This window comes from Lactobacillus sp. C449L (genome assembly GCF_059900815.1).
In genome coordinates this window covers 1-15,379 of sequence record NZ_JBWXGA010000005.1, presented here as the reverse complement: position 1 = coordinate 15,379, position 15,379 = coordinate 1, and the positions used below count along the sequence as shown (strand labels likewise).

General features: G+C 38.0%; 13 protein-coding genes. All 13 read left to right on the top strand.

The annotated features are described in order from the left end of the window. Positions 1-232 precede the first annotated feature (232 nt). The 13 genes from AC2JF9_RS07200 (at position 233) to AC2JF9_RS07140 (ending at position 15,224) form a co-directional block, all read left to right on the top strand. Positions 233-901, top strand: a complete 669-nt coding sequence (locus AC2JF9_RS07200) for a DUF969 domain-containing protein (RefSeq protein WP_500726460.1) — start codon at positions 233-235, stop codon at positions 899-901. Next, entirely contained in the window at positions 902-1,939 is a 1,038-nt protein-coding gene (locus AC2JF9_RS07195) for a DUF979 domain-containing protein (protein ID WP_500726458.1), read from the top strand. Positions 1,940-1,964: 25 nt separating this feature from the next. Continuing rightward, positions 1,965-2,612: a pyroglutamyl-peptidase I gene (gene pcp, locus AC2JF9_RS07190; protein ID WP_500726457.1), complete on the top strand. Its 648-nt coding sequence runs from the start codon at positions 1,965-1,967 to the stop codon at positions 2,610-2,612. A 168-nt stretch (positions 2,613-2,780) separates the two neighbouring features. Then, positions 2,781-5,363 carry a DNA mismatch repair protein MutS gene (mutS, locus tag AC2JF9_RS07185; protein WP_500726594.1) on the top strand — a complete coding sequence of 861 codons (2,583 nt, stop codon included), beginning with the start codon at positions 2,781-2,783 and terminating at the stop codon, positions 5,361-5,363. Between the two features lie 2 nt (positions 5,364-5,365). Beyond that, positions 5,366-7,249, top strand: a complete 1,884-nt coding sequence (gene mutL / locus AC2JF9_RS07180) for a DNA mismatch repair endonuclease MutL (RefSeq protein WP_500726455.1) — start codon at positions 5,366-5,368, stop codon at positions 7,247-7,249. A 3-nt stretch (positions 7,250-7,252) separates the two neighbouring features. Further along, entirely contained in the window at positions 7,253-7,837 is a 585-nt protein-coding gene (ruvA, locus tag AC2JF9_RS07175) for a Holliday junction branch migration protein RuvA (protein ID WP_500726453.1), read from the top strand. 35 nt (positions 7,838-7,872) lie between these two features. Further along, positions 7,873-8,895, top strand: coding sequence for a Holliday junction branch migration DNA helicase RuvB (ruvB, locus tag AC2JF9_RS07170; RefSeq protein WP_500726451.1), 1,023 nt, complete (start codon positions 7,873-7,875; stop codon positions 8,893-8,895). A gap of 66 nt (positions 8,896-8,961) precedes the next feature. Next, positions 8,962-9,414, top strand: coding sequence for a preprotein translocase subunit YajC (gene yajC, locus AC2JF9_RS07165; protein ID WP_500726449.1), 453 nt, complete (start codon positions 8,962-8,964; stop codon positions 9,412-9,414). Between the two features lie 168 nt (positions 9,415-9,582). Further along, positions 9,583-11,031 carry a glucose-6-phosphate dehydrogenase gene (gene zwf / locus AC2JF9_RS07160; RefSeq protein ID WP_500726447.1) on the top strand — a complete coding sequence of 483 codons (1,449 nt, stop codon included), beginning with the start codon at positions 9,583-9,585 and terminating at the stop codon, positions 11,029-11,031. After that, a complete protein-coding gene (gene dinB, locus AC2JF9_RS07155) occupies positions 11,024-12,160 on the top strand; it encodes a DNA polymerase IV (RefSeq protein WP_500726445.1) in 1,137 nt (378 codons plus the stop codon). The genes zwf and dinB overlap by 8 nt, the downstream gene beginning before the upstream one ends. A gap of 55 nt (positions 12,161-12,215) precedes the next feature. Then, positions 12,216-13,172, top strand: coding sequence for a DHH family phosphoesterase (locus AC2JF9_RS07150; protein ID WP_500726443.1), 957 nt, complete (start codon positions 12,216-12,218; stop codon positions 13,170-13,172). Beyond that, complete coding sequence (locus tag AC2JF9_RS07145; RefSeq protein WP_500726441.1) at positions 13,165-14,526, top strand: DEAD/DEAH box helicase; 1,362 nt, start codon at positions 13,165-13,167, stop codon at positions 14,524-14,526. The genes AC2JF9_RS07150 and AC2JF9_RS07145 overlap by 8 nt, the downstream gene beginning before the upstream one ends. A 164-nt stretch (positions 14,527-14,690) precedes the next feature. Further along, on the top strand, positions 14,691-15,224 hold the full coding sequence (locus AC2JF9_RS07140) for a hypothetical protein (protein WP_500726439.1): 534 nt from the start codon (positions 14,691-14,693) through the stop codon (positions 15,222-15,224). The last annotated feature ends 155 nt before the right edge of the window (positions 15,225-15,379 follow it).

Below are 15,379 nucleotides of genomic sequence, written 5' to 3'. Positions count from 1 at the left end.
TTAGTTCTTATAAATATTCCTACACATGAAGATTAAAAAAATAATACGAAGTTATTAATATTGAAAAAAGAATTTTTTTAAATTATCACAAGAAATACAGCCTTTTCAGCAAAAAGAAAGCACGAAATATAAGCCTAATATATAGTAGCTATAAATAATTAATTGACATTATATTATAAAAATATTAACATATTTACTTGTTATTGTGTTTCTATACAAGAAAGGAAGGCTAATGGAATATTTAAGCTTACTTGGCGTTTTAGTGATAGTCGTGGGTTTTGCCCTTGGACTTGATACTGTAGCCGTAGTTGTTATTTCGGCTTTGGTCACTGCTTTAGTATCAGGGATTGATTTCGTTAAATTTTTACAAATTCTTGGTAAAGGATTTATAGATAACCGGATGGTTTCGCTCTTTTTCTTAACTTTACCAACAATTGGCATTATTGAGAGACATGGTCTAAAAAAGGCCGCTTCCAATTTAATTCAAAAATTAAATAATCTTACTCCTGGTCGAATTTTTGATATTTATACGGCAATCCGCGAATTGGCTGCTGCTTTTGGGATATCTCTTCAAGGACAAGTTCAGTTTATTGCGCCACTAATCAATCCAATGGCGCAGGCTGCTGGGAAAATAAATGGAGAACTAACTGATTTAGAAATTGACCAGATTAAAGGGCGTGCTGCTGCTAGTGAGAATTTTGGTAACTTCTTTGCTCAAAACTTATTTGTGGCCTCATCAAGTGTTTTGTTAATAACAAGTACTATGAAGTCATTAGGGCACCCAATTGCAGCTTCAGGGGTCGTTTTATATACGTTACCAATTGCTGTGATTTGTTATGTCTTGTGCCTAATATACAACCATATTTTTGATAACAAGATAAAAAAAGGGAGTGCAAAATAAATGGGTGATTTTTTAGGAAGTATGTGGAATAACCTTGCTGCTCTCATTAGAAGTATTTGGAATAATCTTGTTGCTCTCAAAAGTAGCTTAGACCATTTTTTAGACTCAACGATTAATGATGTTTTCATAAGCAATTTTCTACTAGCATTTTTTATTGTAATCGGGTTGTTTTTCTTGGCAGCTGCAATTGAATCTTGGCGTGATGAAACTAACCCAGTACGTTGGGGAACTGGCCTTTTTTGGTTCTTGTTTGCTATTTTATTTAGTGTTGGACAGTGGATTCCCAGTGAAGTAAGTGGTGCGTTTCTTTTAATAATTGCGTTACTGTCTTTACTTAAACAGGTTCGTGTTGGGAACATAAAAAAATTGCCTGAAGAAGTTGCGGATAAGACTGTTAGTCGAATTGGTAATTGGATTTTTCTTCCAAGTATCTTATTAGCAATTTTGGCACTTGTAATTGCACAATTTACTAAACTAGGTGGTCAGGTAGGTATTGGGATTGCAGCGTTAGTATCCTTAATTGTTGCAATGGTCTTAACTAGGTCAAATGTTAGTGTTGCATACGAAGATACCCAAAGAATGGTTAGATCAGTGGGCTCAGCTGGTATTCTTCCACAACTTCTTGCCACGTTAGGAGTTGTCTTCACTGCTTCTGGCGTTGGAGAAGTGACATCTAAAATTATTTCCGGTTTATTTCCAGTCGGAAATCACTTATTAGGTGTTAGTCTTTATTGTGTTGCTATGGCTGTCTTTACTGCAATCATGGGTAATGCTTTTGCTGCTTTTGCTGTTATTACTGCCGGAATTGGTATTCCCTTTGTTGTAGCTCAGGGAGGTTCACCTGTTGTTGTAGCAACACTTGGAATGACTGCTGGGTATTGTGGCACATTAATGACTCCGATGGCAGCTAACTTTAACACTCTGCCAGTAGCTTTGATGGAGATGAAAGATCCGCTAGGTGTCATTAAGCAGCAATTCCCAATAGCAATTATTATGTTGCTGGTTCACATAGTTTTAATGTACTTTTTGGCTTTTTAATATCCTAAGTAAAGGAGAATAAACAATGAAAATCTTAGTAACCGGTTTTGATCCTTTTGGTGATGATAAAATTAATCCTGCAATCGAGGCAGTAAAACGGCTGAACGATGAAATTGCCGGTGCCCAAATTGTTAAGGTTGAAATTCCTACTGTTTTTGGAGACTGTGCCCAGGTTGTTCATGACGCAGTCGTTAAGGAAAAGCCTGACTACGTGTTGAATATTGGTCAAGCAGGTGGTCGATTTGCGCTAACGCCTGAACGAGTTGCCATTAACTTTGACGATGGCCGAATTGCTGATAATAAGGGCTATCAACCAATCGCCACGCCAATTCATGAAGATGGTCAAAATGCTTACTTCACTCAATTGCCAGTTAAAGCAATGGTCCGGGCGATTCGTGCAGCAGGTTTGCCTGCGCTGGTCTCAACCACTGCGGGTACTTTTGTCTGCAATCATATTATGTACCAAGTACAATACATGATTGATAAGGAATTTCATGATTTGAAAGCTGGCTTTATGCATATTCCGTTTTTGCCTGAACAAGTTGTTGCCCGACCGGAAACTCCTAGTCTTAGTTTAGCTGATGACGTTAAAGGAATTACTGCTGCGATTACCGCAATCGTCGAAATGGATGGCAAAGCTGATCTTCAGAGTATTGAAGGACATATTGCTTAAAGGTAATTCGTGTAGTTTACAGCTAAGCTGCAATATAACTTGATTAATGTTTAAAAGATCGTTTTTAAATTACGGTCTTTTTTTCTTTTGCACGATTGTTTAGCGTATAATGAATAACAGTAAAGCAGAAAAGAAGAGGAATAAATGGCGAAAGCAAATCTAACTCCGATGATGGAGCAATATCATGAAATTAAGAAACAATATCCCGATGCTTTTCTTTTTTATCGTGTCGGCGATTTTTATGAACTATTTGAAGATGACGCAGTCAAAGGTGCGCAAATTCTAGAACTAACCTTGACTCACCGTTCAAACAAAGCTGAAAATCCAGTTCCAATGGCCGGCGTTCCTCATGTTGCGGTTGATTCTTACGTTGATACTCTAGTAGAAAAGGGATATAAAGTGGCTCTTTGTGAGCAGCTTGAAGACCCCAAAGATGCTAAAGGAATGGTTAAACGAGGCATTATCCAATTAGTTACGCCTGGAACGTTGATGAATGACAAGCCAAGCGAAGCAAAAGAAGCAAATTATTTAACCTCCTTAATAACAACCAAGAATTGTTTTGGTCTTGCGTATAGCGACTTATCAACAGGAGAGATTTTTGCAACGCATTTAAAAACTTTTGATGCAGTCTCTAATGAACTTCTCTCTTTGCGTACGCGTGAAGTTGTTTACAATGGACATTTAAGCGACTCAGAGAGTGAATTTTTGAAAAAAGCAAATATCACAGTTTCCAAGCCAGTTGAATTAGCTGAGAAACATGCGGAAATTTCCTATGCGCAACAAAATCTAACTAACCCTGCTGAAAAAGCTGCTGTTAAGCAGCTTGTAGGGTATTTGTTGCAAACGCAGCGCCGCAGTTTGGCCCATTTGCAGATTGCGCGTAGTTATGAAGTTAGCCAGTATTTACAAATGTCGCATACCGTGCGGGATAACTTGGAGCTAACCGTTTCTGCTAAAACAGGCAAAAAAATGGGTTCGCTCTTTTGGGTACTTGATAAAACGCACACAGCAATGGGTGGAAGACTGCTAAAGCAATGGCTTAGCCGTCCGCTTTTATCAGTCGATGGTTTAACTAAACGTCAAGAAATGGTGCAAGCGTTACTTGATGGTTATTTCACTCGTGCAAATGTAATTGATGCTTTAAAGGGAGTTTATGACCTTGAGCGTTTAACGGGTCGAATTGCTTTTGGTAACGTAAATGCCCGCGAACTATTGCAATTAGCCCATTCTCTTGATGCTGTCCCAACAATCATGGATGCTCTAGAAAAATCGGATAGCAATATTTTACAGTCTTTTGCGCAAAAGATTGATCCATTAAAAGGAATCGCTAAGCTGATTACCTCAACGATTATTGAGCAGCCTCCAATATTGACGACCGAGGGCAACTTGATTCGGGATGGTGTCGACAGCCAATTAGATCGCTATCGTGATGCAATGAACAATGGCAAAAAATGGTTAGCCGAACTTGAACAGTCTGAACGTCAAAAGACAGGAATTGAAAACCTTAAAGTAGGTTACAATAAGGTCTTTGGCTATTATATTCAAGTGACTAATTCTAATAAAAACAAGGTGCCATTAGATCGTTATACGCGCAAGCAAACGCTAACCAATGCGGAGCGTTATATTACGCCAGAATTAAAGGAACACGAAAATTTAATTTTGGAAGCACAAACTAAGTCTACTGATTTAGAATACCAGCTATTTGTGAAACTTCGTGAAGAAGTAAAAAAATACATTTCAGCCCTGCAAAACCTGGGTTCTCAGATTGCTGCTCTTGATGTTTTTTGTGCTTTTGCGCAAGTAGCTGAAGAAAACAACTATTGTCGGCCCAACTTCCATTCCAATAATCAAGACGTTAAAATTGTTTCAGGACGACATCCAGTCGTTGAAAAGGTCATGCAGAATGGTTCATATATCCCTAATGATGTGAAACTAGCTGATAATACTGATATCTTTTTAATTACCGGTCCAAATATGTCTGGTAAAAGTACTTATATGCGGCAAATGGCGTTAATAGCTGTAATGGCTCAGGTAGGTTCATTTGTACCAGCGGAGAAAGCTGATTTACCCATTTTTGATCAAATATTTACCAGAATAGGAGCAGCTGACGACTTGATTTCTGGCCAAAGCACTTTTATGGTCGAGATGACTGAGGCTAATGATGCGTTGCAAAATGCTACCAAGCGCAGTTTGATTTTGCTTGATGAAATTGGTCGCGGCACTGCGACCTATGATGGAATGGCTTTAGCTGGAGCAATTGTGCAGTACTTACACGATGAGGTGGGGGCTAAAGTTCTATTTGCTACCCATTTTCATGAGCTAACGGCTTTAGAGCAAACTTTGCCGCGGTTAAAGAACATTCATGTTGGTGCAACGGAAGAAAATGGCAAACTGATTTTTTTGCACAAAATACTACCCGGACCTGCTGATCAGAGTTACGGAATTCACGTCGCGCAACTGGCTGGTTTACCGCGTAAGGTTCTGCGCAAAGCAACAAAACTATTAAATCGTTTAGAGGCGCAAGGCAGTAATATTGGTCCCGCTTCAGCGCAATTAGATTTGTTTAGTACCACAAATGACGAAGAAAAAGTAAATGGAACTGAAATTGCAGGAAATACTGATAATGAAATAACAGATAAAGAAAAAGATGTTTTAGATGAAATTTCGAATCTATATTTGGCAGATCAAACACCCTTGCAGGTAATGCAACTAGTTGAAAGCTGGCAAGAGGACTTAAAGGATGAAAAATAATCATGGCACAAATTCATGAATTATCAATTAACTTATCTAATCAAATCGCTGCTGGTGAAGTAATCGAACGACCAGCTAGCGTAGTCAAAGAACTGGTTGAAAATGCCATAGATGCTGGCAGTTCCAGAATTAGAATTGATTTTGTAGATGCTGGTTTAAAGCAAATCATTGTTCAAGACAACGGTTCCGGAATTTCAAGTGATCAAATTGATTTAGCATTTACTCGTCACGCAACTAGCAAGATTAATAATGAGCATGATTTGTTTAATGTTGCTACACTTGGTTTTCGTGGAGAAGCTTTGGCTTCTATTGCTGCTGTCAGTCATGTTGAGATTTTAACTAATAGTTCAGGAGCAGCTGGCACTCGAGCTGAATTTTCTGCTGGAGTAAAAACTGTCCAAGAAGATGCAGCTGCAACTAAGGGTACGCAGATTACAGTTAAAGACTTATTTTATAATACGCCTGCTCGTTTAAAATACTTAAAAAGTCCGCGTACTGAAATTATAAAAATTGTTGATATTGTTAATCGCATTGCTTTAGGATACCCTGAAATTGCCTTGACTTTGGTTAACGAGGGACGACTTTTACTTCGAACAGCAGGTAATGGTAACTTAAAGCAAACTGTTTCTAGTGTTTATGGTCGCTCCATTGCGGAGAAGATGTTGCCCTTTAAAAGCAGCGATAATGATTTTGAGGTTGAAGGCTTAATTTCAAAGCCTAATTTAACTCGTTCAACGCGCAACTATATTTCAATACTGCTTAACGGCCGCTATATTAATAATTTTCAACTTGCTACTGCTGTGATGGACGGGTATGGTACTAATTTGGCTGCAAAACATTATCCAGTAGCTGTAGTTAAAATAAAAGTTGATCCGTTATTAGTTGATGTTAATGTTCACCCCACTAAACGCGAAGTAAGACTTTCTAAAGAAACCGAATTAAGTCGCCTGATTACCAATGCAATTAGCAGTTCACTCTTAGGTGAGGACGCTCAAGCTAGTGCGATAGAAAACTTGGTTTCCTCAAAAGAGGAGACGCGCATTGACCAGTTAAAATTTAATCTCAATAAAAATGTAGTGGAAACTAAACGTCCAGAATCGCCTGTTGATGAAGTTCGTGAGCGGGCAGCAGTTGAAATTCAGCCAGCTGCTCATTCACAATATGTAGATTTAAATGTTCCGCAAGAGAATGACCGTTATATTGTAACAGCTTCCTGGAAAGAAAATGTTGCTAAACAGGTCAGACTAACTCCATTTTCGCATTCAAAAAATAATGATGAAATTATTTCTACCGGAGATGAGCTGCTAGCAAGCAGTCTGCCTGAACTCAACTTAATCGGTCAAACCAATGCCTACATTATTGCTGCCAATAATGATGATATTTACTTAATTGACCAAGTCGCCGCGCGTCGGCTTATTGCTTTTGAAAAGATTAGTGCAGAAATTGCTAACCAAAAAGTAGCGCAACAGGGGCTTTTGACGCCAATGATTTTAGAATTTGGTAATTTGGATTATCTTCAGATTAAAGACAAACTAGCAGAAATTAAACAGATTGGTATTAATCTGGAAGAATTTGGTCAAGATACTTTTATTATGCGTTCTTATCCAACTTGGCTAGCTGGTGATCTTGAAAAATCAGTAAGATCAATTATTGATAGTTATCTAAACGTTGATAAAACTGACGCTGCTAACTTAGTTAAACGAATAGCAGCCGACCAGTCAAAACGTCTGATTCCCGGACGTAAAAAACTAACTACTGTGGAATGCGGCGATCTTTTGACTAGTTTAAGAAAAATTGCTGATCCATACCATGATGCGCAGGGTAAGATAGTAGTAGTACGTTTGCGCCAAATCGAACTGAATAAAATGTTTAAGAAGGATGAATAACTAATGTATGAATATCTTTCCGGTGTAATTTCGGTAATTAAACCTGACTTTATTGTTATTGATGTTGGAGGAGTGGGCTATAAAGTCTTTAGTCCCAGTCCTTTTGCATACAGAGAAGGACAAAAAGCACGCGTTTTTATTGAACAAATTGTGCGTGATACCGGAATTACTTTGTATGGTTTTCAAACTGAAGATGATAAAGGATTGTTTTTAAAACTATTGAGTGTTAGTGGAATTGGTCCTAAGTCAGCCTTGGCAATTATGGCAGCTGAGAATAGTAATTCATTGGCTGAAGCAATTGAACAAGGTGAGGTTAAATATTTGACCCGTTTTCCTGGTGTTGGAAAAAAGACCGCTTCGCAAATTGTGCTTGACTTAAAAGGCAAATTAGGTGATTACGTTCATCAGGATGACAAGTTCTCAGAACAAGAATTTTCGCCTGAGCTTAACGATGCATTACTTGCATTGCTAGCTCTGGGCTACACTAAAAAGGAAGTCGAGCGAATTTCTCCGGTTTTAGCAAAAGAAAAAGCAACTACTGCGGATCAATATATTAAAAAGGGATTGTCTTTGCTCTTAAAGAAATAATTCTTGTTATAATAAAAATGATGTTTTAAAAGGAAGTGAAACTAGTAGTGGACGATGAAAACTCAATAACTTCAAGTGAAGTTCAAGGACAAAAAGAACAAGAAGCCGAATTCTCCCTGCGCCCGCAAAGTCTGAGCGAATATCTAGGGCAAGAACGAGTAAAAAAAGAAATGGCAGTTTATATTGAAGCTGCCAAAAAACGTGATGAAGCTCTTGATCATGTTTTATTATATGGTCCTCCGGGTCTTGGCAAAACTACCCTTGCCTTTGTGATTGCCAACGAACTTGGTGTTCACCTGAAAAGTACGAGTGGGCCAGCAATTGAAAAAGCTGGTGACTTGGTGGCACTTTTAACGGATTTGAATCCTGGTGATATTTTATTTATTGATGAAATTCATCGTCTGGCTAAGCCGATTGAGGAAGTACTCTATTCCGCAATGGAAGACTATTACGTTGATATAGTTATTGGCGAAGGGCAAACAACGCATGCTGTTCATGTGCCACTACCGCCTTTTACTTTAGTTGGGGCAACTACCTTGGCTGGACAGCTGTCTGCACCCTTACGCGATCGTTTTGGTATTGTTGAACACTTGCAGTACTACAATGTTAGCGAACTTGAAAAAATCATTCAACGGTCTAGCAACGTTTTTGATATCAAAATTGATTTGCCAGCAGCACATGAATTAGCTAGACGTTCTCGCGGTACTCCTAGAGTTGCTAACCGTCTACTTAGAAGAGTGCGTGATTTTGCCCAGGTCAAGGGTGAAAAAGTGATTTCTTTTGAAACAACAAGGGACTCTTTAAAGCAGTTACAAGTTGACGATGAAGGTCTTGATCAGACTGATCGGAAAATATTGCGGGTAATTATTGAAAACTATCACGGTGGTCCAGTTGGGGTACGGACAATTGCAGCCAATGCTGGAGAAGACGTAGAAACAGTTGAATCATTGTATGAACCTTATTTAATGCAACATGGTTTCTTACTAATGACACCGCGTGGTCGAGTAGTCACCGAAAAGGCATATTTGCAATTAGGTTTGCCAATTCCAGACGAATAAGTGCAAAATGCAATTGATTTTTGTATAATAAAGTAATTGATATTTTTTTAACAATGAGGTGTAATTTTGAATACTCTATTTTTAGCAGCTAAAAGTAATAATAATGGTATGAGCAGTATGTGGACAATTGTTGTATTTATTGTTTTGATTGCCCTGATGTACTTTACGATGATCAGGCCCCAGAGAAATCAGCAACAAAAGAAAGCGGAAATGATGAATCAGCTGAAAAAGGGTGATCAAGTTGTCATGATTGACGGTCTGCATGGTAAAATTGATGCAGTTAATTCTAAAGACAAAACAATTGTGCTTGATGCTGACGGAATCTATTTAACTTTCAGTCGCATGGCGGTTCAACAAATTGTTCCGTCCGCAAGCGCAGAGACAGAATCTGAAACCCCTGCAGCTGAAGAAAAAACTGCTGATGACAGTAAAGAAGAAAAGCCAGCGGAAAAAGAATCAAATTCGCAAACGCCGGCTGGAGATAATTCGGCTTCGTCAAATGACGATTCTGAGAAGTAATTTTATCAAAGTTAAAAGCACCATTACGGTGCTTTTTCTTTTACTGAAAATGAGTTAGCTAGAGCAGTTTTCTGGCTATTTTTGATTAAAGGTAGTTAAAAGCTAATGTTTAGCAAGAAAATATTATAAAATAGAATTGACAAAAGTACTTATCGAAAGGAATTTCTTATGAAAAATATTCCAGTGGTTATGATTATCTTTGGTGGAAGTGGTGATTTAGCTCATCGGAAACTTTATCCAGCATTATTCAATTTATATGAACAAGGACTAATTCACGACAATTTTGCGGTTATTGGCACTGCTCGTCGTCCTTGGTCGCATGAATATCTTCGTGAACAGGTCAGTGACGCAGTTCACGAAACTCATAATGAAGTTGATGAAAATGACCTTACAGCTTTTGCAAGTCATTTTTATTACCAGTCTCACGATGTGACTAATGTCGAACATTATGAAACCTTAAAAAATCTGGCTCAGGAACTTGATAATCGTTATAGCGCTCAAGGCAATCGCATTTTCTATCTGGCTATGGCACCGCGCTTCTTTGGACAAATCGCGCAACATATTAATGATCAGCACTTAACTAGTAGCGGTTTTAATCGAATCGTAGTAGAAAAGCCATTTGGTCGAGACTTAATAACAGCTCAAGAGTTAAACAAGCAAATTACGACCTCGTTTGCTGAAGACGATATTTTTCGTATTGATCACTATCTAGGTAAGGAAATGGTGCAGAATATTTTACCTTTGCGACTAACTAATCCTCTAGTTAAAAATGTCTGGAACCATTCTGCTATTAAAAATATCCAAGTTACTTTAGCTGAACAGCTGGGAGTGGAAGCTCGCGGAGGCTATTACGAAACTTCTGGTGCGCTTCGTGATATGGTACAAAATCATATTTTCCAGATTATTACCTTACTGGCAATGCCGGAGCCAAAAGACCTCTCGTCAAAGAGCATTCACGAAGCTAAACAAGAGTTGCTAGACAGTATGATTATTCCAAGCAAAGATGAAGTTGATCAACACTTTGTTCGCGGTCAATATTTAGGTAGCGATACAACTTTTGGTTATCGCCAAGAGGCTAATGTTGCACCTGATTCTAATACTGAAACTTTTGTTGCTGGGGAAGTAAAGTTTAAAAAGGGACCACTAGCTGAACTACCGATTTATTTTAGAACCGGTAAGGAAATGCGGGAGAAAAAGAACCGTATTGATATTGTTTTAAAGCACATGTCTAACCAATATGGTCAAGCACATTCGAATAATATTACAATTGTAATTGATCCTGAAATGCAGATTTTTATTACTATTAACGGCAAAAAAATCAATGAGTCTGGTATTCGCCGTGAAAATTTGGAATATCTTTTTTCTAAAGAAGAACAAGAAAAAATACCTGATGGTTATGAACGCCTTCTCCATGATGTTTTTGTTAATGATTCAACTAACTTTACTCATTGGAGTGAGCTGAAGAATTATTGGAAATTCATTGATGCGATTGAAGCAGCTTGGCAAGAGGATAATGAGCAAGGACAAGAGCCTAAGCAATACTTGCCGTATCGAATGGGACCAAAAGCTGCAAGTGAAATTTTTGAATCGCCGACAGAGCGTTGGATTTATGAGTGATTTTAGCGACGGTTTACTGCCCGAAAATGACACACATCGTAAGATAATTCATATTGACATGGATGCTTTTTATGCTTCCGTGGAAATGCGCGATAATTCCAGTCTAAAAGATAAAGCATTGGTAATTGGGCAAGATCCAAGACAAAACCATGGCCATGGCGTTATTTCAACGGCTAACTATGTTGCTCGCCAATTTGGCGTTCATTCAGCCATGCCATCTATCAAAGCACTAAAAATGATCCCCAAAGAAAAACTTGTTTTTATGAGCCCTGATTTTGAAAAATATCACCGTGTTTCAGTTGAAATTCATCAATTAATGCATGAAGTTACTGATAAAGTTGAGTCAATTTCTTTAGATGAAGCGTATTTGGATGTAACCGAAAATAAACTAGGACAAACATCTACTGTTCAAATCGCAATCGACTTACAAAACCGTATTCGAGATGAAGAAGGACTGACTTGTTCTTTTGGGGCAACCTATAATAAGTTTCTGGCCAAGATGGGTTCTGAATATTCTAAACCATTTGGTCGGACAGTCATTTTGCCCGATGAAGCCAAGCTGTTTTTGGCACGACAAAAAATTGGTAATTTTCATGGCATTGGACCAAAGACGCAAGAAAAGCTGGCAGAAATGGGTATTTCCACGGGTAAGGGACTACAACAAATTCATGTTCGCGAATTGATAAAGCAGTTTAATCGGATGGGCTATCAAATGGCTATACATGCCCATGGAATCGACTTATCGCGTGTAATCCCTGATAATGAACGCAATCGTAAATCGATTGGGATTGAACGAACCTATGAACCTTGTTTATACGATGAGCAAACTGCTTTAAGTAAGATTCGTGGCTATGCGGTTGATTTGGCTAAAAAACTAAGTAAACGAGATCTTTATGCTAATACTATTGTTCTAAAAATGCGCAATAGTGAATTTGAGACACTTACTAAAAGGCGTAAACTCCCCCATGCAACCAACGATTCAATTGAAATTTTTGAAACTGTCCATGAACTTTTTAGTCCAATCTCAGGACCGTTTTTGACAGATGGAATCAGACTTTTGGGAATAACTGCAACTGACTTTTCAGAATCAGATTTTGAGAATATCGATTTAGAATTATTTTCTAAGTAACGTATATTTTCTGTTAAACTAGTTAAAGTACTTAGAAGATTGTGAAGGAGTAAAAATGAATACTTTTCCTAAAATATACGAAAAAATCCAGCAGTATCAGACCATTATCTTGCACCGCCATACCAGTCCAGATCCTGATGCGTTAGGATCACAAGCAGGTTTAGCACGGTCTTTAAAACTGAGATTTCCAGATAAAAAAATTTTATGTGCTGGTGAAAATGACGAGGGCGATTTAGCTTGGATTAATTCCATGGATAAAGTGACTGAGGCCGACTATCAAGGCGCTTTAGTCATTACAACGGACACTGGAAACACTGCCCGGATTGCAAATAAAATGTATAGTAAAGGTGATTTTTTAATTAAAATTGACCATCATCCTGATGTTGAACCATACGGTGATTTGCGTTTTGTAGATGATGAAGCTCCAGCAGCTTCTCAAATCGTAGCTGATTTTATTATTGAAGAAAAGTTACCGTTGACTGCTGAAGTTGCTTATCCGTTATATGCTGGTATTGTTGGCGATACGGGTAGGTTTATGTATCCTGAAACCTCTGAGCACACTTTTAACGTAGTTGCAAAGTTAACCGCAACCGGGATTAATATTAATGAAATTGCTCGTAATATTAGTGATGTAACTTTTGCTCAAGCAAAACTGCAGGCGGAAGTGTTAGAGTATATGAAAGTTGATCCTAGTGGAGCAGCTTATGCTGTTTTATCTAGAGCTGCTTTACAAAAATTAGGTGTAGATTCTGATCAAGCATCATGTACTGTTTCAACACCGGGACGAATTAAAGATATTATTGCCTGGAACGTTTTTGTTGAGAAACCTGACGGTACTTTTCGTGTTCACTATCGCTCAAAAGGCCCAATTATTAATGAACTTGCTGCTAAGCATGATGGCGGCGGGCATGCCTTGGCAAGTGGCGCCAACGCCAAGGACATGAATGAGGTTAAGCAAATTTTTGCTGAACTCGTTCAAGTAACTAAGGAATACAAAGAGAAAAATGAATAATATTTTTACAGACGAGACAATAAAGCCTGCAATTCGAGCTGGTTTAACCAAAATTAACTTTAGTAAACCAACCCAAGTACAGGAAGAAGTAATTCCCGTTTTATTGCGGCACGAAAGTACCGTCGTTCAAGCGGTTACCGGCTCTGGAAAAACGCACTCTTTTTTGATACCAATATTAAATGATATTGATGAAGAGCTGACATACCCGCAGGCAATTTTAACTGCGCCCAGTCGCGAATTATCAGAACAATTGTATCAGGTGGCTCGTCAGTTACGGGATGCATCCAATCTAAATATTTCAATTGCCCATTTTGCAGGTGGAAATGACCGTGAAAGACAGTTAAAGAAAATCAGCAGTCATAAGCCGCAAATTGTAATTGCCACTCCGGGACGCTTACATGATTTTGTAGAAAAAAAACTACTACCTTTAGATTATATTAAAGATTTTATCGTTGACGAAGCAGATATGACCTTGGATATGGGCTTTTTAAATGACATTGATTTCATTGCTCAAAGACTACCTAAAGATGTTACTTTTGCAGCATTTTCAGCAACAATCCCTGTTAAGTTAGCGAATTTCTTACGTAAGTACATGTCTAAACCAAAGCAGATTGTGATTGACAATCCTGCGGTTATTTCGCCAACAATCAAAAATGATTTAATTGATGTAGGCTCTAAGAGTCGAAAAAAGATTTTATATCAATTGTTAATAATGGGCCAGCCTTATTTGGCGCTGATTTTTGCTAATACTAAACAGAAAGTGGATGAGTTAACCTACTATTTGCAAGAACATGGTCTGAAAGTTGCCAAAATTCACGGAGGAATTACTGAGCGAGAGCGAAAGCGGACCTTGCGGGAAGTTGAAGCAGGTCAGTACCAATATGTAGTTGCCACTGATTTGGCAGCTCGCGGATTAGATATTGACGGCGTAAGTTTGGTTGTTAATTATGAAATTCCTCGTGATTTAGAATTTGTTATCCATCGGATTGGGCGCACTGGAAGAAATGGTCTGGGCGGACACGCTGTTACACTGATTCATGCCGAAGAGATGAATCAAATTAGTGGTCTAGAAAAAATGGGGATTCACTTTGATTTTGTTGAAATTAAAAATGATGAACTGGTACCGCGCAAGCACTATCATAGTCGCAATAATCGCAGTAGTTCGTCGTATGCGATTGATGGGAAAGTCGGTGGCTATGTTAAAAAAGCCAAAAAAAATCGCAAACCTGGATACAAGAAGAAAATCAAGCGTGTAATTCAGCAAGATAAAGCGCAAAAGAACAAAATTGAACAGCGTCATAAAATTCGTAAAGCTAAACAGCAGCGTAAAAAACGCCGCGACAATAATTCTTAGCAGAAAGCAAAACTACTTTTAGTTTTGCTTTTTTGCTAACTGAAAATCACCTGCGGTTTGCTTTTAACAAAATAAGGTTAATTGATAACCCATCTTTAAGCGTGTGGTATGTTAGCGGTTTTATTGATATATTTAAAATACCATAACCTTAAGGAGGAATATGGATGAAATTAACAAAGTTTGAGAAAGTGTTAAGGGATGGCCTTTCAAAGAACGTAGTTGAGCACTACACAGTAATGAATTTTTGTAAAGAAGCTAAAGTTAGTCGAGGATACTTCTATACGCGTTATTCAAATATCACTGATCTATTTGCTTCTGTTATGACAATTCAATTAAGGAGAACATTGCGTAGCTCTAAAAATGAAACAATGGGAGAAATGTTCTTTCGAATGTTGCTAAAGGTTAAAGAAAGTCATATCTTTTTCCTAAACATAATTCTAATTTCAAAAGACCCACGTGGTTTTTATGAAGTTCTTCGAAAAGAACTTGCCCAAGCAATTGAAAACTACCTTCGTCCTAGAAGAGCATTTTCAGTTAGACAAGTCGAGCTTGTAGCTAATGGTATTTATGCCATTACCTATAACTGGATCATTCACGAGTGCAAACACGATATTCGCGATGTTTATCAATGTATTAACTTGTTACTGACCAATCTCAATAGAATAAAAAGAAATTCGTCAGATCAAGGATTAAGCTAGAATGTTAGAAATAACATTCTTTTTTTATAAAAAAGACTTGCAAAAGGAAGAAATAGTTGCTAGTATAAATAACTGTCGTCGGGCGCAAACCAAGAGGTTTAAGCGTCAAAGACGACAAAAGAATTCAAGCCAAACCAGTTGACAAAGAGCGAGTG

Bases quoted from the DNA above. Each gene is read 5' to 3' on its own strand.
- AC2JF9_RS07200 (WP_500726460.1), top strand. From the start codon at position 233: ATGGAATATTTAAGCTTACTTGGCGTTTTAGTGATAGTCGTGGGTTTT.
- AC2JF9_RS07195 (WP_500726458.1), top strand. From the start codon at position 902: ATGGGTGATTTTTTAGGAAGTATGTGGAATAACCTTGCTGCTCTCATT.
- pcp (WP_500726457.1), top strand. From the start codon at position 1,965: ATGAAAATCTTAGTAACCGGTTTTGATCCTTTTGGTGATGATAAAATT.
- mutS (WP_500726594.1), top strand. From the start codon at position 2,781: ATGATGGAGCAATATCATGAAATTAAGAAACAATATCCCGATGCTTTT.
- mutL (WP_500726455.1), top strand. From the start codon at position 5,366: ATGGCACAAATTCATGAATTATCAATTAACTTATCTAATCAAATCGCT.
- ruvA (WP_500726453.1), top strand. From the start codon at position 7,253: ATGTATGAATATCTTTCCGGTGTAATTTCGGTAATTAAACCTGACTTT.
- zwf (WP_500726447.1), top strand. From the start codon at position 9,583: ATGAAAAATATTCCAGTGGTTATGATTATCTTTGGTGGAAGTGGTGAT.
- dinB (WP_500726445.1), top strand. From the start codon at position 11,024: ATGAGTGATTTTAGCGACGGTTTACTGCCCGAAAATGACACACATCGT.
- AC2JF9_RS07150 (WP_500726443.1), top strand. From the start codon at position 12,216: ATGAATACTTTTCCTAAAATATACGAAAAAATCCAGCAGTATCAGACC.
- AC2JF9_RS07145 (WP_500726441.1), top strand. From the start codon at position 13,165: ATGAATAATATTTTTACAGACGAGACAATAAAGCCTGCAATTCGAGCT.
- AC2JF9_RS07140 (WP_500726439.1), top strand. From the start codon at position 14,691: ATGAAATTAACAAAGTTTGAGAAAGTGTTAAGGGATGGCCTTTCAAAG.